Source organism: Streptomyces sp. NPDC048483 (genome assembly GCF_040651455.1).
In the GTDB taxonomy this organism is placed as follows: domain Bacteria; phylum Actinomycetota; class Actinomycetes; order Streptomycetales; family Streptomycetaceae; genus Streptomyces.
The window spans coordinates 12,669-36,763 of sequence record NZ_JBEZJZ010000008.1 but is presented as its reverse complement, the minus strand read 5'-3'; the positions used below and the strand labels follow the sequence as shown (position 1 = coordinate 36,763).

Below are 24,095 nucleotides of genomic sequence, written 5' to 3'. Positions count from 1 at the left end.
GGGAATCGTGCAGGGGAATTCCTGAAGTCCTGACGTCCTAGGGAGGCAACGGTGGCGACGAGCGCGGGATCTCCGGTACGCGGCCGGTCGACGAGGCAGCGGACCGCGGTGTCGGCCGCACTCGACGAGGTCGATGAGTTCCGCAGCGCGCAGGAGCTCCACGACATGCTCAAGCACCGGGGCGATTCGGTCGGGCTGACCACCGTGTACCGAACGCTCCAGTCGCTCGCCGACGCCGGCGAGGTCGACGTCCTGCGCACCAGCGACGGCGAGTCCGTCTACCGCCGGTGCAGCACCGACGACCACCATCACCACCTGGTGTGCCGGGCCTGCGGCAAGGCCGTCGAGGTCGAGGGCCCCGCGGTCGAGAAGTGGGCCGACCAGATCGCCGCCGAGCACGGCTTCCGCGATGTCGCGCACACGATCGAGATCTTCGGGACGTGCGGGGAGTGTGCCGCCGCCAAGCAGTCCGCCAAGCAGTCCGAAAAGGAATAACGGCAGCACGCGAAGGGGCCGTCTCCCGGTCAGGGAGGCGACCCTTTACCTTTTCCTGAAAGTTGACAGGTGCACGATGCGCTAGCCTTCGGCTAGGCATCGGCGCGGACATCCGCGCAGGACACGGGGGGTAGCAGTGGGGTTTCTCGGAGAGCTCTGGGACGACGGCAAGCAGCTGGTAAGCGGCGTCGTCGAGGTCGGCAAGGACATCATGATGGCGCCGGCCGAGATCGCGCACTGGGTGCTGACCCAGATGTTCGGCGGCAGCGACGCTGACCTGCAGAAGATCGCGGGCGATCTGGAGAAGCTGAGCAAGGAGATGGACGGGCTGACCAAGGAGATCAACGCCACCCTCGGCAAACTCACCTGGCACGGCCCGGCATCCGACGCCTTCGTCGACGTCGCCCACGGCCGCGTCAAGGAGATGAACAAGATCTCCGACGATCTGTCGGCGCTGGGCAAGTCGGTCACCCGGCTGTCCGAGATCTACTGACGGCCGAGCTGACGGCGAGCTGACGGCCGAACCAACGGCCTGGCTGATGGCCGTATCGACGGCCGTACCAACGGTCCACCGACGGCCCACCAACGGCCCACTGACGATCCGTCACTATCTTTTCCGGGCCCGGCTCCACCCGGGCCCGGAGCGCAGGTTCTGCGCGTTTCACCGCGAACACCACGGGGGGGTTGTACGAATGGCAAAAGATGCGTTCGGCGCCGAAATGGCGGAACTCGGCAAGATCGAGAAGGACTGGCACGCGGCCAGCAAGCACATGGCGGAGCTGACCAAGCGGCTGGTCGAGATCAAGATCACGCTCGTGCAGGCGGCGTCGATCGACCTCGCGGCGTCGCCACTCGCCTCGCTCCCCGGCTTCGGCATCGCCTACCAGGTGGTCGCGGACGTGAAGGAGATCGCGGACATCAGCGAGCGCCTCGAGGAGAGCAAGAAGAAGCTGCTCGAGGAGCTGGCGGCGGACGCCGAGAAGATCAAGAAGGTCAAGGCCGAGTACGAGGCGAACGAGAAGAAGATCGAGGACCACCTCAAGAAGATCAAGGACGACCACGAGTCCGACGGCAAGTCCAAGTCGCCCCACACCGGCCTGCAGGGCACCGGTGGCGGTGGGGGTGGCGGCAACGGCGGTGGTGGTGGCGGCGGCAACGGCGGCGGTGGCGCTGGAGGCGGCGGCAACGGCGGCGGTGGCGCCACCGGTCAGGACCCCAAGCTGGGGCAAGGCGACGGCAAGTGGAAGACAGTCGGCGACTGGGATGCCTGGTCGCCGGGCAAGCACCACACGACGACCGGCGCCGGCGTCCTGGCCGAGCCCCACACCGACGGGCTCCCGAAGGAGCGCAAGGACGTCATCGACCGCGCCCTTGAGCGCATCAACCACCGGATCGGCTACAGCCAGTCGGCCACCACCAACGGCTACCGGGATGACTGCTCGGGGTTCGTCGCCGCCGCCTGGGGCCTGGAGCCGCCTGGCCGGGACACGATGGGCCTGATGAAGGACGATGTCTCCCATCAGATCACCAAGGACGATCTCAAGCCGGGCGACGCACTGATCGCCCGCAACCACACCGTCGTCTTCGGCGGCTGGGCCGACGAATCACACACCAAGTACATCGCGCTGGAGGACAACGGCTCCCAGGGCACCGTCTCCCAGGTCATCCCGTACCCGTACTTCCCCGGTGACGCAGCAGAGGAAGAGGCAACCGGCCATCCGTACTTGCCCTTCCGCCGCAACGGCCTCTAGGCCGCACACAAGAGAGAGCGCCTACATGTTCACCCGCCGTTTGCTCGCCGCAGCCGCCGTTGCCACGGCACTGGTCACGCTCACCTCCTGCAAGGGTGAGGACGACCCCAAGGCCGCCTCCCCGGAGGCATCCGCGTCGTCCGCCGCACCCTCGGCTTCCCATCCCGCCGACCCGGCGGCCTCCCCCAGCGCCTCGGCTCCAGCCTCGTCCCAGGCCTCGCCGCCGAGCGACCCGGCGCCCGGCACGGGAGAACCGACCTTCGACTGCACGCCCCGCAAGCTCGCCAAGGGCCACCGGATGGTGCAGATCACGGGCGCGCCGTCCGGCGGCGCACTGCTCGCCAAGGAGGCGAAGTTCAGCTGCGACCCCAACGGCGGGGGGTACATCGGGACAGGGAAGGCCGCCCGCTTCCGGCTGGCCTCCGGGGCCACGGCCGAGCTGGCCCTGAACAGCCCGATCAAGCGCCGTACGGTGACCGTCGCCCAGCTGAGCGAGCACGTCACCGCGTGTGTGCGGGAAGAAAGCGTCAAGGAGCCTTTCTCCTGCAGCGGGGACAACTACGAAATCACCGTTAACAGCTCCGGCGAGATCTCTCACCTCACCGAGGTCTGGCACCCCTGATGACGCAAAAACGGGCCGCCTCCCCGAGGGGAGGCGGCCCGTTTCCCGTCGGTGCGCCGTCTACGTCGCGGACTCCCCGGCCGCCAGCTGCGCGCCACCGAACCGACGGTCCCGCTTCGCGTACTCCAGGCACGCTTCCCACAGGTTCCGGCGGTCGAAGTCCGGCCAGAGAATGTCCTGGAACACCATCTCGGCGTAGGCGCTCTGCCAGATCAGGTAATTCGACGTCCGCTGCTCGCCCGACGGCCGCACGAAGAGATCCACATCCGGCATGTCCGGGTAGTACATGTACTTCGCGACGGTCTTCTCGTTGACCTTCGACGGGTCCAGCTTTCCGGCCCGTACGTCCGCGGCAATGGCCGCCGCCGCATCCGCGATCTCCGCGCGACCGCCGTAATTCACGCAAAAATACAGCGTCATTGCGTCATTGTTCTTGGTCTGCTCCTGGGCGATCTGGAGCTCCTGCACCACGGACTTCCACAGCTTCGGCATCCGTCCGACCCAGCGGATACGAATACCGAGCGCATCCATTTCGTCACGGCGCCGGCGGATGACATCCCGGTTGAAGTTCATCAGGAACTTGACCTCGTCGGGCGACCGCTTCCAGTTCTCCGTGGAGAAGGCGTAGAGCGAGAGGTTCTTCACGCCCATTTCGATGCAGCCCTTGAGGACGTCCAGGACGACGCTCTCGCCGACCTTGTGGCCCTCGGTACGCGGCAGCCCGCGCTCCTTGGCCCAGCGGCCGTTGCCGTCCATCACGACCGCCACGTGGTTCGGGACGAGTTCGCCGGGAATCTTCGGCGGACGCGCACCGGACGGGTGCGGCTCGGGCGTCTCGTACTGGCGCCGGTTACGCCCCAGAATCCCGCGTCGTGCCATGCGCCCCACAACTCCTATGTGCCTTGACGTTGCTATTTCTCTACATACCGGAGGGAGCGCAGGCCCCGCTCCAGGTGCCACTGCAGATACGCCGCGACGAGCCCGCTGCCCTCCCGGACATGCCGCGCCTCACACGCATCAGCCGTCTCCCAGTCACCGGTCAGCAGCGCACCCAGGAGGACGATGGCCTCCGAGGAGGGTACGACGCTCCCCGGCACCCGGCAGTCCCCGCAGATCACACCGCCGGACGCGACCGAGAAGAACCGGTTCGGGCCGGGCATTCCGCACCGCGCACAGCTGTCGAAACTTGGCGCATAACCGTTCACCGCGAGGGAGCGCAGCAGGAAGGCGTCCAGCACGAGGTGCGGCGCGTGCTCACCGCGGGAGAGCGTGCGCAGCGCGCCGACCAGCAGCAGGTACTGCTGGACGGCCGGCTCGCCCTCGTGATCGGTGAACCGTTCCGCGGTCTCCAGCATCGCCGTACCGGCCGTATAGCGGGCGTAATCCGTCACGATCCCGCCGCCGTACGCCGCGATCGTCTCGCTCTGCGTGCACAGCGGCAGCCCGCGCCCGATCAGCTCGTTGCCCCGCGCGAAGAACTGCACATCGACGTGCGAGAACGGCTCCAGCCGCGCCCCGAACTTCGATTTCGTCCGCCGTACGCCACGGGCCACGGCCCGCACCCGGCCCTTGCCACGGGTGAGCAGCGTGATGATCCGGTCCGCCTCACCCAGCTTCTGGGTGCGCAGCACGATGCCGTCGTCGCGGAACAGGCTCATGGGGGTCATTCTCGCGCATGGGGGCGCGGGCCCCCTCGCGCCGGTTGGTTTTCACCGTTCGTATCCTCGCGGTGACGCAGCGGCACTAGCCTGGCTTGAGAAAGGCCCGCGAAAGGAAGGTGGTGCCCATGTCCAAACGCCGACCCCGTGATTCACAGGAGGCCGGGTGGGAGTTCCTGGCTTCGGAGCTCAGAAGTCGTCGGACGGCGGCCGGCTTAACCCAGGGCGAGCTGGGGGAGCGGGCGTTCGTCTCCGGCTCCTACATCGCCCATTTCGAGACGGTGGGCCGCAAGCCGTCTCCGGAATTGGCGACCCAGATCGATGCGGCCCTGGAGACGGGCGGTTTTTTTGAGCGGCTGTGCCGGAAGCTGCTGGAGGAGTCGCCGTACGCGGCTTACTTCGCGAAGGCCGCGGAACTGGAGAAGCTCGCTACGAAGATCTGCGACTTCGAGTCGATGACCGTACCGGGCCTGTTGCAGACGGCGGCGTATGCGCGGGCGATCACGATCGCGGGCAACCCGCTCGCGGAGGACGACTACGTCGAGGAGAAGGTGGCGTCCCGGATAGAGCGGGCGCGCATCCTCGACGCAACCCCGCGGCTCGACTACCGGCCGATCTTGCACGAAGCCGTGCTGCGTGTGCCCGTGGGCGGTCCGGCCACCATGGCCGAGCAGTTGGACCACATCGCGCGCCTCATCCGCGACCGCAGGGGCCTGGTACAGATCCTCCCCTTCGCGGCGGGACCGGTTCCCTTCATCGGCCGGATGCTGACGCTCATGGAGTTCGAGGACGCTCCGCCAACGGTCTATACGGAAGGCGCGTATTCGGGGAATCTGCTGGACGAACCGACCACGGTGAGGCGCGTACAACGGGACTACGATTTGCTGAGGGCCGTCGCCCTCTCCCCGGAGGCGTCCCTCTCCCTGATCGAATCGGCGGCTGAGGAATACAGACGATGCGTGACTACGACCTGAGCGCGGCTCATTGGCGTAAGAGCAGCTACAGCGACCACAACGGCGGCAGCTGCCTCGAGGTCCGCGACGACCTCCCCGGCGTCGTCCCCGTCCGCGACAGCAAGGCCCCCCACGGCCCGACCCTGGTCATCCCGGCCGCCGGCTGGACCGCATTCGTCACGGCCATCAAGTGCGGTGGCATGCAAGCCAGTTGATGGGCTCCCAGGAAGCGAACCCGGCCCCGCCGTCGCCACCACGACCGCGGGGCCGAAACACGTCACCGTCCGCCCACAAAGGGGGGAACACGACCTTCCGGTATTTCTCGCACAGGGCTTGGCATGGGCCTTACAACGCGTCAGGTCCCCGGTAGCATCGCGTGATGATCGGCAACACATCGCTGTGGGCCGGCCACCACATTCCCCCACCCGAGGATCCCGATGACATCCATACCCGAGGCGCTGTTGTGGTGCCTCAGCGCAGGTACGGCCGCGGCCTTGGTGCTCGCGGCTTTTGTGATCCGCGCGAGGATGCAAAGCGCCGCCTTGAGACAGAGCATCAGCACCGCTGAGGAGCGGAACTCCGCCTCGTTGCACGCCAATACGGAACTGACGGCCCGGCTGCGGGCGACCGAGGCCGAGATCCGGCATCTGGCGGGGGCACGACTCCCGGACCTGACCCTGGCGCTGGCGCACCCGCATGTGCCCGTACGGGGGCTGTTGGACTCCCGGTTCTCCGGGTCGGAGACCGATCAGGCGCTCAGCGCCGTACTGGAGCAGATCGCCGAGGCGGTCACCAAGGAGCGGGAGCGGGTCGACGCCGCGGCGCAGTCCACGCTGCGGGGCGCGACCACCACCATCCAGGCACTGCTGTACCAGCTTCAGACCCAGCTGCAGGGTATGCAGCACCGTTACGACGACCCGACCGTCGCGCAGGATCTGCTGGCGGCGGACTTCCTCAACGAGCAGGCGCTGCGGCGTATCCAGGCCACCGGTGTGGTGTGCGGCGCCTGGCCCGGTCTGACCCGTGAGGACTCGTACCTGGCCGAGCTGGTCGTCGGCGCCACCTCCCGGCTGCGCGGCTATGAGCGCGTGCAGGTCACCAACCAGCTGCGCGACCCGATCGCCGTCGTCGCCCGCGCCGTCGAGCCGATCGCGATCACCGTCACCGAGCTGCTGGCCAACGCGCTGCACCACTCGCACCAGGAACTGCCCGTCAGCGTCACCCTCCAGCAGGGCAACCGCGGCGCCTCGGTCATCATCGACGACTACGGCGTCGGGATGCACGAGGAAGAGCTCAAGCATGCCGCGAAGCTGCTGTCCGGCGACGAGAACCTGCTGCTCACCCAGCTCGGCGACCCGCCGCGCTCCGGTTTCGCGGCGGCCGGCCAGCTGGTCCGGCAGTACGGCTACCGGGTGCACATCGAATCGTCTCCCTATGGAGGTGTGCGCGCGATCGTTTACATCCCGGGCGACCCCCTGCTCACCATCCTCGACGAGAGCCAACAGCCCATGTCCGTGATGGCTCCTGTTCCACACCGGTCCGGTGCACAGGACCGGGGAACGCTGCCGACCCGCAACCCGGGTCACTCGACGCTGTCCCAGACCCCGCCCCCCGCTCCCACGCCCGCGTCGCCCGTCGCGCCTCCCGCGCCCGTCGCGCCTCCCGCGCCCGCCACGCCTTCCGCGCCCGTCGCACCCGCGTCGTCCGTCGCGCCCCCGGCGCCGGACCCGGCGGACCTGCTCGACACCCGCTCCCCCGCCGCTGCCGGACCCTCCTACGGTGCGCATGCCGGGCCCGCTGGCGGTGACGAGTCCGCGCTCCCGCGGCGCCGCCGCCGTCAGCCGGTGTCCGAGCTCGACCAGAACGTCCCACGGAGCGAACCGCAGCCCGCGCGCAGCCCGGAGGAGACCGCCTCCCGCTGGGCCGCACTCCAGCAGGGCACCGAATCCGGCCGGGCCGCAGCACAACAGTCACAGCCCCCTCGCAGTACCGAAGGGAACCCCCAGTCATGAACACCCCCGCCCCCGCTCGCCGCCGTAGCATCGAGGACAAGTCCTGGGTGCTGGCGCCTCTTCTGGAGCTGCCGCATGTTATCCACGCAGCCGTTATCTCCGGCGACGGTTTCATCGAGGGTTCCTCGCCCGGCCTCAAGCGGGATGCCGCCGAGGGTGTGGCGGCCATGATGTCCGCGCTCCAGGGCGCCGGACGTGCGGTCACCGCGGCCTTCGCCGAGCAGCATGACGCCAAGCTGCGGCAGACCGTCATCGAGTCGGAGGAGGGCTGGGTCTTCGCGATCCCGGCCGGCGAGAACACCTGCCTGGCCGTCTTCGCGGCGCCGGAGGTCAACATGGGCGTCGTCGCGCACCATATGCAGATCCAGGTGTCGACGCTCGGCAGCAAGGTCATGAACAGCCCGGCGCGAGATCTGGGCAATTCCGCATGACCCCCCGCCAGAGCAACAGGCGCCTCGTACCGGCCTATCTGGCCACCAGCGGCCGCGCCCTCCCCAGCCGCAACACCCTGGACCGGCTCTCCCTGCTGCACAGCTCGGGGATGCCGGTCACCAGCGACGTACGTCCTGAAGAGCGCCGCATTCTGGAGCTGTTGCAGCCGGGGGCCTTGTCTCTGGCGGAGGTCGCCGCCCATCTTCACCTGCCTGTCAGCGTGGTGAAGGTGCTGGTGGCCGATCTCGTCGATGCCGGGCGGCTGTTCGCCCGTGTCCCCATTCCCGAAGCCGAGCAATTCGACCGGCAGATCCTGGAGAGGGTTCTCGATGGACTCCGCTCTCTCAAGTCCTAACACCGGCAGCATGTACCTGTCCGGCGCCGACCAGACACTCGTCAAGCTCCTGGTCGCGGGGCCGTTCGGAGTCGGCAAGACCACGCTCATCCGTACGCTGTCCGAAACCCCGCCGCTGCACACCGAAGAGGTCATGACGCAGACCGGCGCGGTCGTCGACGATCTGGCCGGGGTCCGGGACAAGACCACCACCACCGTCGCGATCGACTTCGGGCGGCTGACGCTGCCCGGTGACCTGGTGCTGTATCTCTTCGGCACACCTGGGCAGAAGCGCTTCCGTCCCCTGTGGGCGGACATCGCGCGCGGCGCGCTGGGCGCCCTCGTCCTCGCGGACACCCGCCGGCTGGCGGACTCCTTCGAGGTGATGGACATCGTGGAGGAGGCCGGACTGCGGTACGCCGTCGCGGTCAACGCCTTCCCGGATGCGCCGCACTACGAGGCCGATGCGCTGCGGGATGCGCTCGATCTGCACCCCGATACGCCGCTGGTGATGTGCGACGCCCGGGACCGGCACCAGTCCGTCGACGCGCTGATCGCGCTGGTCACGCATGTACTGGCGCACACGCCACAGGAAAGCCCGTAGCGCCGGTGATGCCGGTGATGCCGGTGACACCGATGCCACCGGTGACGCCGGCAGCCCCGGTAGCACCACGGAAATCCCGTCACGGCGCAGGAATATCGCCAGGGCACACATGACTCGTGGCTGCCCAGGAAAACCAGTAAAGGCCCGGCGGAACCAGAAACGGGCTTCTCGTCACCGGTGACCCCGGTGACCACCCAGGAGAACCCGACCCGTGACGTCCCGGCCCCCCGTAAAGACGTCCCCGTCCCAGGAGAACTCGTGACTTCCCCGCACCCTCCCGGTGCCACCCCGCCGCCGGGCTGCCCGGCGCACGCCCACGGCGGTACCGACGCCATGGGCCGGCAGCCCGCCCACCACCCGCTCGACGGGCCCGACCCCTACGCGCCCCTCAAGCTGTACGGGCCGGAGTTCGCCGCCGAGCCGAATCGTTTCTACGAACATCTGCGCCAGTACGGAGCGCTCGCGCCCGTCGAGATCGCCCCGGACGTGACCGCCATGCTGGTCATCGACTACCGGGCCGCGCTGGACCTGCTGAACGACACCGCCACCTGGTCCAAGGACTCCCGGGACTGGCAGAAGACCATTCCGGCCGACTCCCAGGTCGTCCCGATGCTGGGCTACCGGCCCAATGCGCTCTTCAACGACGGCGAGACGCACCGGCGCTACCGCCAGGTCATCTCCGACAGCTTCGAGCTCGTCGAGCCGCACATCCTGCGCACCAAGGTCAGGCACGCGGCGGACACCCTCATCCAGGCGTTCGGCGCCAACGGTGAGGTCGACCTCGTCAGCGAGTACGCCCGGCTGCTGCCGCTGATGATGTTCAACGACCTCTTCGGGATGCCCGACTCCTACAGCGAGCGGCTGATCTCGGCCATCAGCGGGCTGATGGACGCCGCGTCCCCCGAGGAGGCCCTCACCGCGGACGCCGCCTTCACGTCCTACATCATGGAACTGATCGCGGCGAAGAAGGCCCAGCGCGGGCCGGACCTGACCTCCTGGTTCCTGGACCACCCCAACGGGCTGGCCGACGAGGAAGTCATTCAGCAGATCGTGCTGACAATGGCCGCGGGCAACGAACCGCTCACCCACCTCATCGGCAACTCCCTCTCGCGGATGCTGTCCGACGACCGTTACTACAACACCCTCTCCGGCGGAGCCCTCACCGCGCAGGACGCCATCAACGAGGTGCTGTGGAACGACCCGCCGATGGCCAACTACTCCGCGCACTATCCGCGCCGTGATGTGTTCTTCCACGGCACCTGGGTGCGCCAGGGGCAGTTGGTGCTGGTCTCCTACGCGGCGGCCAACGGCCAGTTCGGTCAGACGACGCTCGATCAGACCCGTACGGGCGGCGGCTCCCATCTGGCGTGGGCCTCGGGACCGCACGCCTGCCCCGTCCAGCGACACGCCCTGGTGATCGCCACCACCGCCATCGAGCGGCTCACCGCCTGGCTCTCGGACATCGAACTCGCCGTGACACCGGACCAGTTGGAATGGCGTACCGGCGCATTCCAGCGCGCACTCGCAGCCCTTCCGGCCCGCTTCACCCCCATCACCCCCGATCAGGCAGGAGCTACCCCATGGGACAGCAGCCCGTCGTCATCGACCCGTCCGGAGCCGATATCCACGGAGAGGCAGCCCGCCTCCGCGAGCTAGGCTCCGCGGTCCTGATAGAGATACCCGCCGGCGTACAGGCCTGGGCCATCACCGATCACTCCCTTCTCAAGGACCTGCTGACCGACCACCGGGTCTCCAAGGACCCGCGCCAGCACTGGCCCGCCTGGCAGCGCGGCGAATACCACGACAGCTGGCTGCAGACCTGGGTCGGCGTCACCAATATGTTCACCGCGTACGGCGCCGACCACCGCCGGCTGCGCAAGCTGATCGCCCCGGCGTTCACCGCCCGCCGCACCGACGCGATGCTCCCGCGCGTCGAGCGGATCACCACCGGACTGCTGGACGGCCTCGCCGCCGCCCCGGCCGGCGATGTCGTCGACCTCCGCGGGGCCTTCTCCCACCCCCTCCCCATGCAGGTCATCTGCGAGTTGTTCGGCGTCCCGGACGGAGAGATGCGCATCGAGCTGTCCCGGCTCTCCGATGCGATCATGGATCCCACTCTCACCCCCGAACAGGCCGGTCAGACGGCCATCGATATCCATACGCTGCTGAGCAAGCTGGTCTCCATCAAGCGGGAGACCCCCGACGACGACCTGACCAGCGTTCTGGTCTCCGCGCGGGACGACGACGGCGAGCGGATGACCGAGCAGGAGCTCGTCGACACGCTCCTGCTCGTCATCGTCGCCGGACACGAGACGACCGTCGACCTGATCGGCAACGCGGTGCACGCCCTGCTGACGCACCCCGACCAGCTCGAGCTGGTCCGTACCGGCAAGGCCTCCTGGAACGACGTCATCGAGGAAACCCTCCGCTGGGACCCCAGCATCGCCAATCTCCCCCTGCGCTTCGCCGTCGAGGACATCGAGATCCCGGGCGGCCCCACCATCCGCAAGGGCGAGGCGATCATGCCGTCGTACGTGGCCGCCGGCCGCGACCCCGAGCAGCACGGCGCCAAGGCCGCCGAGTTCGACATCCAGCGCCCCGGCCAGGAACACCTCGCCTTCGGCCACGGCGTCCACCACTGCCTGGGCGCCCCCCTCGCCCGCATGGAGGCCCGTATCGCCCTGCCGGCCCTCTTCGACCGCTTCCCGGACCTGGAACTGGCCGTCCCGAGCGAGGACCTGGTCCCCATCGAGGGCTTCATCTCCGGCGGCTACCGGACCCTGCCGGTCAGGCTCACGTCCGCGACGGCATCGGCATCGGCATCCACGTCGGTGTCCGCTCCGGCCTCGGCCTGACAGATATCCCGTAGTTCATCGTCGCTACCCCCGTAGTTCGTTCCACACAGGTGAAACACCACGGCCGGCCGCTCGGTTGCATCGAGCGGCCGGCCGCTTTGCGCGCCCGCGGTCGGACCCCGTCGTCCCGCCCGTCGGCGCCCTGCACGTGCGTCCGCGCATCGAGAATCGCCGTATACGCATCCTCGGCGACACGGGACGGCACACCGTCGCCCGCCGCATGGGCGAGGAAGGACGCCGTGGCGCCCGCGTGCCGCAGTCGGCCCCCGTCGAGGACGGCTACGTCCGCGCCGCCGTCAGCAGCCGGTTCACCTCGGCCGGGCGGAGCGTCAGCGCGGCGCCGACGGTCGCCAGGACCTCGCGTTCGACGGGGGTGTAGGAGCCGTCGGCGAGGGCGATACGGGCGCCCTGGAGGAGGAGCGATTCGCGGCCGGCCGGGGCGAGGTGGGGGGCCAGGGGTTCCAGGGATTCATGGAGCTCTATGGCCAGCGCGGTGCCGCACGGGTCGAGGCCGGGATGGCTGCAGTTGCCGCCGGTCACCGCGTCGTAGGTGCCGGTCAGCCGCCCGGTGTCGGCGGCGAGCGCGGCGAGGAGGGTGATCAGCTGGTCCTCGGAGCAGTCGGCGAACCCGGAGGCGCGCACGGTGATGACGGCGGTGTCGCGTACGGCCTGGGAAGAGGTGCCGCCGGCGGCGAGGAGGGCGAGCGTCATGGTGTGGACGGCGTCCCGGAGCATCGCGGAGAGGCGGACGGTGGTGGGGTGATCGAGGGCGTCCAGGCCGAAGTGCCCGTGACAGGCGGAACATTCAAGAACGGGACCCGCGGCGCCGCGCGAGAGGAGGGGCACGCCGAGGACGGTGAGCCGGCGGCGGCCCGCCCGGCGGAGGTAGTTGCGGTCCCCGCCGCAGTCCGGACAGAAGAATTCCCCGTCGGCGACGGTACGCCAGGACGTGCGCACGCCCATCACACACATCTTGTGCATCACGTCAGCCCTCCGTCACCCTGCGGCCCCGTTGCCGTCATGGGACGTGATGTTAGCCACATCGTTGATGCGCCGTCAGTACCTCGTGCCGGACAACTGGCCGGATGGCACGGGGCCGGGAGCAGGTGGCGCACCCGGCCACCGGCGGCAACGCCTTCTGACAAGGATCGCGGTCTTGGCCGGAACGAGGGGGGTCCCGGCCCATCAGGTGGACAACGTACGGCGCCCCCGCCGCTCTGGTCGAGCAGCGGGGGCGCGGTAGGCAATCCCATCCGGGTCAGCGCGCCGCGCGGTTGACCGCCGAGACGACCGCCTTGATGGAGGCGCGGACGATGTTGGCGTCGATGCCGACGCCCCACAGCACCTTGTCGCCGATCGCGCACTCGATGTACGCGGCGGCCTGGGCGCCGGCGCCCTCGCTCATGGTGTGCTCGACGTAGTCCAGCAGGCGGACGTCCACGTCGACGGCGTGCAACGCATCGAAGAACGCCGCCAGCGGGCCGTTGCCGGTGCCGGTCAGCACCGTGTCGTCGCCGTCGACCACGGCCTCGACGGTCAGTGCGTCGGTGCCGTCGCTGGTGGACGAGGTCTGGGCGGAGCGCAGCGCGATCCGGCCCCAGGCGTTGTCCGGGGTGGGCAGGTACTCGTCCTGGAAGACGGACCAGATGGCGGCCGGGGTGACCTCGCCGCCCTCGGAGTCGGTCTTCTCCTGGATGATCCGGGAGAACTCGATCTGCATCCGGCGCGGCAGGTCCAGCTTGTGGTCGTTCTTCAGGACATAGGCGATACCGCCCTTGCCGGACTGCGAGTTGACGCGGATGACGGCCTCGTAGGAGCGGCCGACGTCCTTGGGGTCGATGGGCAGGTACGGGACCGCCCACTCGATGTCGTCGACGGTCTTGCCGACGGACGCCGCCTGGGCCTCCATCGCGTCGAAACCCTTCTTGATCGCGTCCTGGTGGGAGCCGGAGAAGGCGGTGTAGACCAGGTCGCCCGCGTAGGGGTGGCGCGGGTGGACCTCCATCTGGTTGCAGTACTCGGACGTCCGGCGGATCTCGTCGATCTGGGAGAAGTCAATCTGCGGGTCGACGCCCTGGCTGAAGAGGTTCATGCCCAGGGTGACCAGGTCGACGTTGCCGGTGCGCTCGCCCTGGCCGAACAGGCAGCCCTCGATACGGTCCGCGCCGGCCATGATCGCCAGCTCGGCCGCGGCCACCGCCGTACCGCGGTCGTTGTGCGGGTGGACCGACAGGCACACGTGCTCTCGGCGCGACAGGTTGCGCGACATCCACTCGAAGCGGTCGGCGTGCGTGGAGGGCGTGGAGCGCTCGACGGTGGCGGGCAGGTTCAGGATGATCTCGCGGCCGTCCTCCGGCTGCCAGACGTCCATCACGCCCTCACAGACCTCCAGCGCGAAGTCCAGCTCGGTGTCGGTGAAGATCTCCGGGCTGTACTGGTAGCCGAAGGCGGTCTCGTCGCCCAGCAGCTTGTCGGCGTACTCCATCACCAGGCGCGTGCCGTCCACGGCGATCTGCTTGACCTGGTCCTTCGAGCCGCGGAAGACGACCCGGCGGAAGACCGGCGCGGTGGCGTTGTACAGGTGCACGGTGGCGCGGTGGGCGCCGCGCAGCGACTCGACGGTGCGCTCGATCAGCTCTTCGCGGGCCTGGGTGAGGACGGAGATCGTCACGTCCTCGGGGATCGCGCCCTCTTCGATGATGGAGCGGACGAAGTCGAAGTCCGTCTGCCCGGACGAGGGGAAGCCGACCTCGATCTCCTTGTAGCCCATGCGTACCAGGAGGTCGAACATCTCCCGCTTACGGGCCGGCGACATCGGGTCGATCAGCGCCTGGTTGCCGTCACGCAGGTCCGTCGACAGCCAGCGCGGGGCGACGGTGATGCGGTTGTCCGGCCAGGTGCGGTCGGGGATCTCGACGGCCTCGTAGCGGCCGTACTTGTGGATCGGCATCCCGGAAGGGCGCTGCCGCTGCGTCGCAGCCGTGATGGGGGTACGGCGACCGACGGCGTTCTCGGCGGGGCTCGACGGATTCGTCATGGTGCGTAGGGCTCCTCGTGTGTCCACTAAGGATGGGTGTCCCCCTGCTCCTTAAGAGCTTGGGGGAGGCCGACGGCGAAATTCCGCAACACCGAACTCCGCGGGGAGGGGGTCGGCCTACGACTACAGGCCCTCGCCGCGGCAGCTAAGGAGAAGCAGCCCGAAACGCATGATGCTCAGCAGCGTATCCGAGGCCCCGGCGATCGGTCGTCGCGTATCAGTATGCGGGACTCGGAGGACGTAACGGCATAACTGCGACGAACCACACGTTTTCGGGAATCTTGGCGGCTGGCAGTGACAACCGGGTTACAGGGTGCCACCTTTTTGTTCATGGACCTCACTCACATGGACCTCACCGAGACGGCCGCCACCCCGGTGTTCTGCACCATCGTCCCGCCGCACATCCTCCGTAATCTCGCCGCGGCACACGAACACGCCCGCCGCACCCTGGAGCACGACGACGCCCACCGCTCCCGGCGCCGCGGCGTCGCCGCCCGCGGCCTGACCCCCGGCGAGCCCGGCGCCGGCGCCGACAAGCCGAACCGCACCATCTGCGACGCCAAGCACCACGAGACCCTGCCCGGCACCAAGGTGCACACGGAGTCCGACGGCCCCTCCCCGGACATCTCCGTCAACCGCGCGCACGCCGGCCTCGGCGCCACCTTCGACCTCTTCCTGAAGGTCTACGGCCGCAAGTCCATCGACGGCGCCGGCCTGCCGCTGGACGCCACCGTCCACTACGGCGAGAAGTACGACAACGCCTTCTGGGACGGCGAGCGGATGGTCTTCGGCGACGGCGACAACGATCTGTTCGTGGACTTCACCATCGCCGTCGACGTCATCGGCCATGAGCTCACCCACGGCGTCACCCAGTACACCGCCAATCTCGACTACCAGGGCCAGTCCGGGGCGCTCAACGAATCCGTCTCGGACGTCTTCGGCTCCCTGATCAAGCAGTACGCGCTCGGCCAGAGCGCCGAGGAGGCCGACTGGCTGATCGGCTCCGGGCTGCTGGGCCCGGGCATCGACAACGGCACGGCGCTGCGCTCCATGAAGGAGCCGGGGACCGCGTACGACGACGATGTGCTGGGCAAGGACCCGCAGCCCGCGACGATGGCGGGCTATGTGGACACGACCGACGACAACGGCGGCGTACACATCAACTCCGGCATCCCCAACCACGCCTTCTACCTGGCCGCCACCGCGCTCGGCGGCAATGCCTGGGAGAGGGCGGGGCAGGTCTGGTACGACGTGCTGACCGGCGGCGAGCTCGCCAAGGACGCCCAGTTCGCCGACTTCGCCCAGCTCACCATCGCCGCCGCGCAGGCCCGGTTCGGCGCCGGCGCGGAGCACGATGCCCTGGTCAAGGCGTGGACCCAGGTCGGGGTGACCGCCAAGCAGGGCAAGTAGCGGACCGGGAGCACTCCCCCGCGCCCTACGGGGTAGGAGCCCACCATGCGTATTGAGATCCGGCGCACCGGTGGTTTCGCGGGCATCGAGCGCCGCGCCGAGGTCGACACCTCGGGGCGGCCCGATGCCGGCGACTGGCACACCCTGGCCGAAGAGTCCCTGGCCGCCGCCCACGACACGCCCCCCGTCGGGGTGCCGGACGGCTTCAGCTATCAGCTCACCGTCGACGGGCGGACGGTGTACTGCGCCGATCCCCGGCTGACCGACGAGCAGAAGAAGCTGATCACGCGGGTGATGAAGGAGGGGGCGTAGCCGGTCCCCGTGGGCCCCGGCGGCCGGCCCCCGCTGCCCGATCACGCACCGCCGCGTGATCACACACCACCACCCGATCGCGCACAACCGCGGGGCCCGGCAGGCCCCTTGACTCTGTTACCGGCGGTAAACGAAGATCCGGCGCATGACAACCGAGCCGGCGTCGTCACCCCTCCCCCGCTTCCCCCGCGACTTCCTGTGGGGCGTGTCGACCTCGGCCGCGCAGATCGAGGGCGCGGTGGACGAGGGCGGGCGGGGGCGGTCCGCCTGGGACGAGTTCACGGCCCGGGCCGGGCGGATCAAGGACGGGTCCGATGCCCGGGTCACCACGGACCACTACCACCGCTATCGCGAGGACGTCGCGCTGCTGCAGGAGCTCGGCGTCGGCGCGTACCGCTTCTCGGTCGCCTGGCCGCGGGTGGTGCCCGACGGGAGCGGGCGGGTCAACGGTGCCGGGCTGGAGTTCTACGACCAGCTGGTGGACGCGCTCCTTGCGGCCGGCGTCACGCCCGTACCGACGCTGTTCCACTGGGACACCCCGCAGGCCCTGGAAGCGGGCGGCGGCTGGCTTCTGCGGGAGACCGCCGAGCACTTCGCGGCGTACGCGGATGCGGTGGCGGCGCGGCTCGGGGACCGGGTGGAGCGGTGGATCACGCTCAATGAGCCCGCCGAACTGACCCTGCTGGGCTACGGGCTGGGGCAGCACGCCCCCGGGCGCACGCTGCTCTTCGACGCGCTGCCCGCCGCCCATCACCAGCTCCTCGGCCATGGCCTCGCCGTCCAGGCCCTGCGCGCCCGCGGCGCCACCAGCATCGGCATCGCCAACTCGCACGGCCCCACCTGGGCGGCGTCGGAATCCGCGGCCGACACCGAGGCCGCCGACTTCTACGACCTCCTGCTCAACCGGCTGTTCGCGGACCCGATCCTGCTCGGCCGCTATCCGGACGAGGGCCTCGCGGCGATGCTGCCGGGCCCGGTCGCCGACGACCTGAAGATCATCTCCCAGCCGCTGGACTGGTACGGGATCAACTACTACCAGCCGACGCTGGTGGGCGCCCCGGTGGCGGACCCGGCCGGCCCCGCCGACTTCGCGGGGATCGCGCTGCCCCCCGAACTCCCCTTCTCCCCGCGGGAGATCGAGGGCTACCCGCAAACGGACTTCGGCTGGCCCGTGGTCCCCCATGCCCTCACCGAACTGCTCGGCTCCTTCCGCGAGCGCTACGGCGCGAGCCTGCCACCGGTCATGATCACCGAGAACGGATGCTCCTACGAGGGCATCGAGGACACCGACCGGATCGCCTTCCTGGACGGACATCTGCGGGCGCTGCACGACGCGATGGACGCCGGGGCCGATGTCCGCGGCTATTTCGTCTGGTCGCTGATGGACAACTTCGAGTGGGCGGAGGGGTACGCCCGCCGGTTCGGGCTCGTCCACATCGACTACGCGACGCTGGCCCGTACCCCCAAGGCCTCGTTCCACTGGCTGCGGGACGCGCTGCGGCACCAGGCCCAGGGGTGAGCGCTGCCGCGGCGCGCCCGCCGGCCTCCTCGCCGGTGTCGGCATCGGCGGAGCCGGCCGAGCGGGTCGGCCGCGGCTGGACAGCCTCCCTCTCGCTGGCGAACGGCGCGATCTGGGTCGGCTGGTACGGCCCGATCCAGATCCTGCTCGCTCTCCAGGCCGCCGAACTCGCGCCGCCCGGCACGTCCAAGGAATCCGTGCTGGCCTGGGTGACCGGCCTGGGCGCCGCGGTCTCCCTGCTCTCCAACCCGCTGTTCGGTGCCCTCTCGGACCGTACGACCTCGCGGTACGGGCGCCGTACGCCCTGGATCCTGGCCGGTGTGCTGGGCGGGGCGGCGGCACTGGCGCTGCTGGCGGGAGCCCGTACGGTCCCCGTGATGGCGGTCGGCTGGTGCCTGGTCCAGCTCACCCTCAACGCGGCGTTCGCGGCCGTCACCGCGGCCGTCCCGGACCGGGTCCCGCGCCTCCAGCGCGGCGCGGTGGGCGGCTGGCTGGGCGCGGCCCAGGTGCTCGGCGTCGTCGTCGGCGCGGGCCTGGCCACCGTCGCCGGCGGCATCACCGCGGGCTATCTGGCCTGCGCCGCCTTCACCCTCCTGGGCACCCTCCCCCACCCGCTCCTCCACCGGGATCCGGTGCTGCCGGCCGCCGCCCGCCCGCCGCTGACCTGGCGCGCCTTCCTCGCGGGCTTCTGGCTCAGCCCCCGCCGCCACCCCGACCTCGGCTGGGCCTGGCTGACCCGCTTCCTGATCAACCTCGGCAATGCGCTGGCGCTGCTCTATCTCCTGTACTACCTGCGGGATGCGCTGCACCACCCGGACCCGGACGGCGGTGTGCTGATCCTGACGGCGGTCAATGGCGTGACCCTGCTGGCCACCGTGGTCGTCGGCGGCATCTGGTCGGACCGGGCGGGCCGACGGCAGCCGTTCGTCCTGTGGGCGGGGGTGATCATGGCGGCGGCCACCCTGCTGCTCGGCACCTGGCAGACCTGGACCGGCGCGCTGTGCGCCGCCGCGCTGCTCGGCATCGGCTTCGGCGTCTTCACCTCCGTCGACTTCGCCCTGATGACGGACGTCCTCCCGGCCGCCGCCCACCGCGGCAAGGACCTCGGCCTGATCAACATCGCCAACTCACTGCCCCAGGTGGCCGCTCCGGCACTGGCCGCGCCGATCGTGAACCATCTCGGCGGCTATCGCGTCCTGTACATGGTGGCGGCGGCGATCGGGCTGGTGGGGGCGCTGTTGGTACGGCGTATCCGGGGTGTGGCGTAGGGGTTGTGCGGCGCGGACGGGCTGCCGGAAAGCAGCTTCCCGGCGCAGTCGAATGACATGAGCATGCCCTCTCCGCCGGTACGATCTTGAAGCTTCGGCATCGCCCCACCATGGGGCCACTCATGCGAAATCGCCTGCACAGAAACGGAGTTGGAGATCTTTTCCGTACGCCATATGGCCACCACCGCCGCGCTGGTTTCCGCGGCATTGCTCCTGACCGCCTGCAACGCGGACGAGAAGAAGGATTCCGCGAGCGGCAAGGACACCCCGGCGAGCGCCACCGCCACGCCGGGTGACGGCAAGAAGAAGGAGAACGACGGCACGAGCGGCGGCAGCGGCACCACAGCCCCTCCGAGCGCGCAGCCGTCGTCGCCCAGCCAGGACAACGACGGCGACGGCAATCCTCCGGCCAACAACTGCCCGCGGATATCCCCGGGTGCCAAGCTCATCAAGGTCGACAGCATCACAGGCGCGGACAACAACCTCACCGCCACTGATGCCGCAAGGCGGTGCATCGACCGTCCGGGGACGAGCGGAGCTCCCCTGTACCCCGTGGGCCAATCGAAGACGTACTCCTCCATTGTCAACGCCTCCATCACCTTCATCGATGACAAGCGCGGGCACAGGAATGAGCAGCCTGCGAAGAGCCAAACCGCCGTCTCACACGTCAAGACCTGCGCAGAGCCGGAAGGTGATGGGCAGCACCAGAGCGCGGAAGAGTCCGGAGAATACTGCGACGGCGGGAACTTCTACGAAGTGAAGGTCCAAAATGGTCAGATCGTGCACATGGAGGAAGTTTACGAATAGTTGAAACAGAGACCGCGAACAGTCCCGTTCTCCGGACGGTTCCGCTCTCCGGACAGCTCAGCTCTCCGGATCACTCTGTTCTCGAGATGTTGAGGTCACCTGCTGGGCCGGGCGGAGGCGGTTCAGCAGGACCACAACAGAGCGCAATAGGCCATAAAGCCCGAAAAGACTCTAGAACCCGAGCTTGCGCAGCTGCTTGGGATCCCGCTGCCAGTCCTTGGCGACCTTGACGTGGAGGTCGAGGAAGACGGGCGTACCGAGCAGCGCCTCGATGTGCTTGCGGGACTTCACCCCGACCTCCTTCAGGCGCTTGCCCTTGGGGCCGATGATGATGCCCTTCTGGCTGGGGCGCTCGATATAGACATTCGCGTGGATGTCGAGGAGGGGCCTGTCGGCCGGGCGGTCCTCGCGGGGCAGCATTTCCTCCACCACGACGGCGATGGAGTGCGGGAGCTCGTCCCGTACGCCCTCCAGCGCGGCCTCGCGGATCAGCTCGGCGACCATGACCTGCTCGGGCTCGTCGGTGAGGTCGCCCTCCGGGTAGAGCGCCGGGCTCTCCGGGAGGAGAGGGACGAGGAGATCGGCGAGGAGCGAGACCTGCTTGTCGCCGACGGCCGAGACCGGGATGATCTCGGCCCATTCGATGCCCAGCTCCTTGCCGAGCTGGTCGATGGCGATCAGCTGGGTGGCCAGGGCCTTGGAGTCGACCAGGTCGGTCTTGGTGACGATGGCGACCTTGGGGGTCTTCTTGATCCCGGCCAGCTCGGTGGCGATATAGCGGTCGCCGGGGCCGAGCTTCTGGTCGGCGGGCAGGCAGAAGCCGATGACGTCGACCTCGGCCCAGGTGGTCCGTACGACGTCGTTGAGGCGCTCACCGAGCAGGGTGCGCGGCTTGTGCAGGCCGGGGGTGTCCACAAGGACCAGCTGGGCCTCGGGGCGGTGCACAATGCCGCGCACGGTGTGGCGGGTGGTCTGCGGCCGGTTGGAGGTGATGGCCACCTTCGTACCGACAAGAGCGTTCGTGAGGGTGGACTTGCCCGCGTTCGGGCGGCCGACGAAGCAGGCAAAGCCGGCGCGGTGCGGGACGGAGGAGTCTGTACGGACGCTCATGGCGCCCATTCTCCCTGATCGCCGGGGCCACGCCGACCATCGCGGGGGGTCAGGCCCCGGGCCCGCCCGCGGGGACACTGCTGCGCAGGGCGCCGTCGGGGCCCGCCACCAGCACCGGCGTCCCGGGCCCGCCGAGGTCCCGGACGGCCGCACGGTCCGCGTCGGCGGCCTGCTCGGCCTCGGTGACCACGGCCGCGGCCTCCAGGGACGTGGCACCGCTGGCCACGGCCATCGCCACGGCCGTCTGCAGCGCGCTCAGCCGCAGCGAGTCCAGGGCGACGGTCCCGGCGACATAGGTACGGCCGGTCTCGTCCCGTACGGCGGCCCCCTCGGGCACACCGTTACGGGCCCGCGCCGAGCGCGCGAGCGTGATGATCTTGCGGTCTTCGGGGTCCAGCGGTGCGGAGTCGGTCATGGGGCCGAGCATATGCGGGGCGGCCCGACGCCCCGCTGTCAGCCCGCCACCGAATACATGTGGCCGCGGCGGCCCTCCGGCGAGGTGAGCCACTCCATCTTGGCCGCGGTGTCCGAGTCGGGGAGCGGGTTGTGCATCGCGATGGACAGGTCGGGCCGGGCCGGCACCCGCAGTTTGGTGCTCTCGAAGTGGAGCGTGCCGACGAGCGGGTGCTCCAGTTCCTTGTGGATCTGGCCGCTGTCCTCGATGTCGCGCAGTGCCCACAGCCGTACGAAGTCCTCGCTGACCGACGACAGTTCGTCCACCAGCGCCTCGAAGCCCTCGTCGCCGGGACGCTGCGCGTACGCCGCGCGGAACTGGGCGACGACCACCGGGGCGTTGCGTTCCCAGCTCAGGGCGCGAGCACGGTAGACGGAGTCGGTAAAGAAGGCGATCAGGCAGTTGGACGAGACGCCGGGGCGGCCGTGCCGCAGGACCAGCTTCGCCGCTTCGTTGAAGGCGATGCTGTTCCAGTACACATCCATGATGTGCGCGGGGAAGGGCATCCAGCCGTCGATCAGCCGCTGCAGCCCGTCGCGGAGATGGTCCGCACCGTATTCGGCGCGCGGCAGTGGCGGGTTGAGGCCCGCCAGGACGTACAGATGGCGCAGTTCGGCGTCGCGCAGCCGGAGCACCCGCCCCACCGCATCCAGCACCTGCGGCGAGACGCTGATGTCCCGCCCCTGCTCCAGCCACTGGTACCAGGAGGCGCCGACGCCGGCGAGGACGGCGACCTCCTCGCGGCGCAGTCCGGGCGTACGGCGGCGGCCGCCGGCCGGCAGCCCCGCCTCGGCGGGGCTGACCCGCGCCCGGCGGCTCATCAGGAAGTCGCGCAGCTCCTGGCGGCGGCGCGAGGAGTCCTGGGCGGCGGAGTTCGAGGCCACGTGGCTCCCCCTTGTCTGCGTGGCTGGTGGTGCGGACACCACGATAAGTTGCCGCTCCCCATGGCGCCTTCCGCGGCCGCAGGCTCCTTGCATGTCAGTTACCGATACCCCGGCCGCCGCCGCTGCGCGGACGGCCGCCGCCCCCGGTGCGGCGCGGATGACCACCCGCGCCAAGCTCATCCTGCTGCTCCTGTGCGCGGCGCAGTTCATCGTCGCGCTCGACTTCTCCATCCTGAATGTGGCGCTGCCCGTCCTCGGCAAGGACCTCGGTATGGGGCAGGCCGATCTGCAATGGGCGGTCACCGCCTTCGCGCTGCCGTCGGGCGGCTTTCTGCTGCTGTTCGGACGGATCGCCGACCTCTTCGGGCGGCGTCGGCTGTTCCTGACCGGGCTCGCGCTGTTCACGGGGGCCTCGGTGCTGGCCGCGCTGGCCTGGGAGCCGGCCGTGCTGCTGGCCGGGCGCGCCCTTCAGGGTGTGGGGGCGGCGGTCATCGTGCCGACCGGGATGTCCCTGCTGACCACCACCTTCGCCGAGGGGCCGCAGCGGGAGCGGGCGCTGGGCATCAGCGGCACACTGCTCTCGATGGGCTTCACCGTCGGCATGGTGCTCGGCGGTGTGATGACGGACGTACTGGGCTGGCGCTCGACAATGGGTGTGCCGGCGGTGGCCGGAGCGGGCGTACTGGCCGCGGCGCCGCTGCTGTTGAGCGAATCCCGGCCCCCCTTCCGTCCCCGGATCGACGTCCCCGGAGCGGTCACCGTCACCGGCGGTCTGCTGTCCGTGATCTACGCCCTGTCCACCGCCGCCGAGGAGGGCTTCGGCCGGCCGGGCGTGGTGGCGGCGCTGGTCGTGGGGCTGGTGCTGCTGGCCCTGTTCGTCGTCGTCGAATCGCGGGCCGCCCAGCCGCTGGTGTCGCTGCCGATGCTGCGCCGCCGCAGCGTCGCCTGGGGCAACCTGGCGGGGCTGATCACCTTCTCGATGATGAGCACCGTCGTCTTCCTGCTCACGCTGTATCTGCAGGAGGTGCTGCGGCTGTCCGCCTCCCGGACCGGGCTGGTCTTCGGCGTGCAGGGCGTGTTCTCGGCGGCCTCCGGCATCGTCGCGCCGAAGGTCATCGGGCGGCTCGGCGCCCGTAACACCCTGGTGGCCGGGCTGGCGTTGCAGGCCGCCTTCACCGCCGCGCTGCTGGGGCTGGGGCGGGACGCGGGCCCCGGGATGTGGCTGGCCCTGGTCGCGGTGACGCTCGGCAGCGTCTTCCACCTGTGGGTGATCGTGTCGTACGGCGTGATCGCCACCTCCGGTGTGCCGAACGCCGAACAGGGCCTGGCGACGGGCCTGGTCACCAGCTCGCAGCAGGTGGGGATCACCCTCGGCATTCCCCTGCTGAGCGCGGTCGCCGCGGCACACAGCGCCGCGCTGCGCGCGGACGGCGACGGCTTCGCGGACGCCACCCTCGGCGGCATCAAGCCGGCACTCGGCGTGGACGCGGCCGTGGTGGCAGTGGTTGCGGTACTGGTCGCCACCGGGTTGCGGAGGGCCCGTACGCCAGCGCGCGGATAGGGCGCGTCGGGCCATGT

General features: G+C 69.6%; 25 protein-coding genes. 18 read left to right on the top strand and 7 right to left on the bottom strand.

Translation table 11 applies throughout. The annotated features are described in order from the left end of the window. Nucleotides 1–51: 51 nt before the first annotated feature. From AB0D04_RS06500 to AB0D04_RS06485, 4 genes are all read left to right on the top strand, one after another. Nucleotides 52–495: a transcriptional repressor gene (locus AB0D04_RS06500; protein WP_362700000.1), complete on the top strand. Its 444-nt coding sequence runs from the start codon at nt 52–54 to the stop codon at nt 493–495. A gap of 136 nt (nt 496–631) precedes the next feature. Continuing rightward, on the top strand, nt 632–988 hold the full coding sequence (locus AB0D04_RS06495) for a WXG100 family type VII secretion target (RefSeq protein WP_362699998.1): 357 nt from the start codon (nt 632–634) through the stop codon (nt 986–988). Nucleotides 989–1,187: 199 nt separating this feature from the next. Next, nucleotides 1,188–2,246 (top strand): hypothetical protein, encoded by a 1,059-nt coding sequence (locus tag AB0D04_RS06490; protein ID WP_362699996.1) that lies wholly within the window; start codon nt 1,188–1,190, stop codon nt 2,244–2,246. 25 nt (nt 2,247–2,271) lie between these two features. Next, the gene (locus AB0D04_RS06485) at nt 2,272–2,868 is read left to right on the top strand and encodes a hypothetical protein (RefSeq protein ID WP_362699994.1); all 597 of its coding nucleotides are present in this window, start codon (nt 2,272–2,274) and stop codon (nt 2,866–2,868) included. A gap of 60 nt (nt 2,869–2,928) precedes the next feature. Here the strand turns inward: AB0D04_RS06485 and AB0D04_RS06480 are convergent, their stop codons facing one another. Both AB0D04_RS06480 and recO read right to left on the bottom strand, forming a co-directional pair. Next, nucleotides 2,929–3,747, bottom strand: a complete 819-nt coding sequence (locus AB0D04_RS06480; protein ID WP_362699992.1) for an isoprenyl transferase — start codon at nt 3,745–3,747, stop codon at nt 2,929–2,931. 32 nt (nt 3,748–3,779) lie between these two features. Continuing rightward, nucleotides 3,780–4,526: a DNA repair protein RecO gene (gene recO, locus AB0D04_RS06475; protein WP_362699990.1), complete on the bottom strand. Its 747-nt coding sequence runs from the start codon at nt 4,524–4,526 to the stop codon at nt 3,780–3,782. Between the two features lie 128 nt (nt 4,527–4,654). Between recO and AB0D04_RS06470 the strand changes: the two genes are divergently transcribed. From AB0D04_RS06470 to AB0D04_RS06435, 8 genes are all read left to right on the top strand, one after another. After that, nucleotides 4,655–5,500: a helix-turn-helix transcriptional regulator gene (locus AB0D04_RS06470; RefSeq protein ID WP_362699988.1), complete on the top strand. Its 846-nt coding sequence runs from the start codon at nt 4,655–4,657 to the stop codon at nt 5,498–5,500. Continuing rightward, complete coding sequence (locus AB0D04_RS06465) at nt 5,482–5,694, top strand: DUF397 domain-containing protein (RefSeq protein WP_362699986.1); 213 nt, start codon at nt 5,482–5,484, stop codon at nt 5,692–5,694. The genes AB0D04_RS06470 and AB0D04_RS06465 overlap by 19 nt, the downstream gene beginning before the upstream one ends. Nucleotides 5,695–5,916: 222 nt before the next feature. Further along, entirely contained in the window at nt 5,917–7,491 is a 1,575-nt protein-coding gene (locus AB0D04_RS06460; protein WP_362699984.1) for an ATP-binding protein, read from the top strand. Next, a complete protein-coding gene (locus AB0D04_RS06455) occupies nt 7,488–7,922 on the top strand; it encodes a roadblock/LC7 domain-containing protein (RefSeq protein WP_362699982.1) in 435 nt (144 codons plus the stop codon). The genes AB0D04_RS06460 and AB0D04_RS06455 overlap by 4 nt, the downstream gene beginning before the upstream one ends. Beyond that, nucleotides 7,919–8,278: a DUF742 domain-containing protein gene (locus tag AB0D04_RS06450; protein ID WP_362699980.1), complete on the top strand. Its 360-nt coding sequence runs from the start codon at nt 7,919–7,921 to the stop codon at nt 8,276–8,278. Before AB0D04_RS06455 ends, AB0D04_RS06450 begins: the two co-directional genes overlap by 4 nt. A gap of 10 nt (nt 8,279–8,288) precedes the next feature. After that, nucleotides 8,289–8,861 (top strand): ATP/GTP-binding protein, encoded by a 573-nt coding sequence (locus AB0D04_RS06445; RefSeq protein WP_362699978.1) that lies wholly within the window; start codon nt 8,289–8,291, stop codon nt 8,859–8,861. A 258-nt stretch (nt 8,862–9,119) separates the two neighbouring features. Next, on the top strand, nt 9,120–10,517 hold the full coding sequence (locus AB0D04_RS06440; protein WP_362699976.1) for a cytochrome P450: 1,398 nt from the start codon (nt 9,120–9,122) through the stop codon (nt 10,515–10,517). Further along, nucleotides 10,442–11,716, top strand: a complete 1,275-nt coding sequence (locus AB0D04_RS06435; RefSeq protein ID WP_362699974.1) for a cytochrome P450 — start codon at nt 10,442–10,444, stop codon at nt 11,714–11,716. Before AB0D04_RS06440 ends, AB0D04_RS06435 begins: the two co-directional genes overlap by 76 nt. Before the next feature lie 279 nt (nt 11,717–11,995). On the opposite strand, the gene AB0D04_RS06430 is transcribed toward AB0D04_RS06435, so the two are convergent. Both AB0D04_RS06430 and leuA read right to left on the bottom strand, forming a co-directional pair. Then, nucleotides 11,996–12,697 carry a TerB family tellurite resistance protein gene (locus tag AB0D04_RS06430; RefSeq protein ID WP_362700193.1) on the bottom strand — a complete coding sequence of 234 codons (702 nt, stop codon included), beginning with the start codon at nt 12,695–12,697 and terminating at the stop codon, nt 11,996–11,998. A 277-nt stretch (nt 12,698–12,974) separates the two neighbouring features. Further along, nucleotides 12,975–14,753, bottom strand: a complete 1,779-nt coding sequence (gene leuA / locus AB0D04_RS06425) for a 2-isopropylmalate synthase (protein ID WP_362699973.1) — start codon at nt 14,751–14,753, stop codon at nt 12,975–12,977. Nucleotides 14,754–15,083: 330 nt separating this feature from the next. Between leuA and AB0D04_RS06420 the strand changes: the two genes are divergently transcribed. The 5 genes from AB0D04_RS06420 (at nt 15,084) to AB0D04_RS06400 (ending at nt 20,069) form a co-directional block, all read left to right on the top strand. Further along, complete coding sequence (locus tag AB0D04_RS06420) at nt 15,084–16,163, top strand: M4 family metallopeptidase (protein WP_362699971.1); 1,080 nt, start codon at nt 15,084–15,086, stop codon at nt 16,161–16,163. Between the two features lie 45 nt (nt 16,164–16,208). Then, nucleotides 16,209–16,475: a protealysin inhibitor emfourin gene (locus AB0D04_RS06415; protein WP_362699969.1), complete on the top strand. Its 267-nt coding sequence runs from the start codon at nt 16,209–16,211 to the stop codon at nt 16,473–16,475. 145 nt (nt 16,476–16,620) lie between these two features. After that, nucleotides 16,621–17,994: a GH1 family beta-glucosidase gene (locus tag AB0D04_RS06410; protein WP_362699967.1), complete on the top strand. Its 1,374-nt coding sequence runs from the start codon at nt 16,621–16,623 to the stop codon at nt 17,992–17,994. Then, nucleotides 17,991–19,262: an MFS transporter gene (locus AB0D04_RS06405; protein ID WP_362699965.1), complete on the top strand. Its 1,272-nt coding sequence runs from the start codon at nt 17,991–17,993 to the stop codon at nt 19,260–19,262. Before AB0D04_RS06410 ends, AB0D04_RS06405 begins: the two co-directional genes overlap by 4 nt. A 174-nt stretch (nt 19,263–19,436) precedes the next feature. Beyond that, nucleotides 19,437–20,069: a hypothetical protein gene (locus AB0D04_RS06400; protein ID WP_362699963.1), complete on the top strand. Its 633-nt coding sequence runs from the start codon at nt 19,437–19,439 to the stop codon at nt 20,067–20,069. Nucleotides 20,070–20,240: 171 nt separating this feature from the next. Here AB0D04_RS06400 and era read toward each other — a convergent pair whose 3' ends face one another. The 3 genes from era to AB0D04_RS06385 are packed head-to-tail and all read right to left on the bottom strand — an operon-like array spanning nt 20,241 to nt 22,454. Next, nucleotides 20,241–21,179, bottom strand: coding sequence for a GTPase Era (gene era, locus AB0D04_RS06395; protein WP_362699961.1), 939 nt, complete (start codon nt 21,177–21,179; stop codon nt 20,241–20,243). Nucleotides 21,180–21,228: 49 nt separating this feature from the next. Further along, the gene (locus AB0D04_RS06390) at nt 21,229–21,594 is read right to left on the bottom strand and encodes a cytidine deaminase (protein WP_362699959.1); all 366 of its coding nucleotides are present in this window, start codon (nt 21,592–21,594) and stop codon (nt 21,229–21,231) included. 38 nt (nt 21,595–21,632) lie between these two features. Continuing rightward, the gene (locus AB0D04_RS06385) at nt 21,633–22,454 is read right to left on the bottom strand and encodes a helix-turn-helix transcriptional regulator (RefSeq protein ID WP_362700191.1); all 822 of its coding nucleotides are present in this window, start codon (nt 22,452–22,454) and stop codon (nt 21,633–21,635) included. Nucleotides 22,455–22,608: 154 nt separating this feature from the next. Here AB0D04_RS06385 and AB0D04_RS06380 point away from each other — a divergent pair, with 154 nt between their 5' ends. After that, nucleotides 22,609–24,078: an MFS transporter gene (locus tag AB0D04_RS06380; RefSeq protein ID WP_362699957.1), complete on the top strand. Its 1,470-nt coding sequence runs from the start codon at nt 22,609–22,611 to the stop codon at nt 24,076–24,078. The last annotated feature ends 17 nt before the right edge of the window (nt 24,079–24,095 follow it).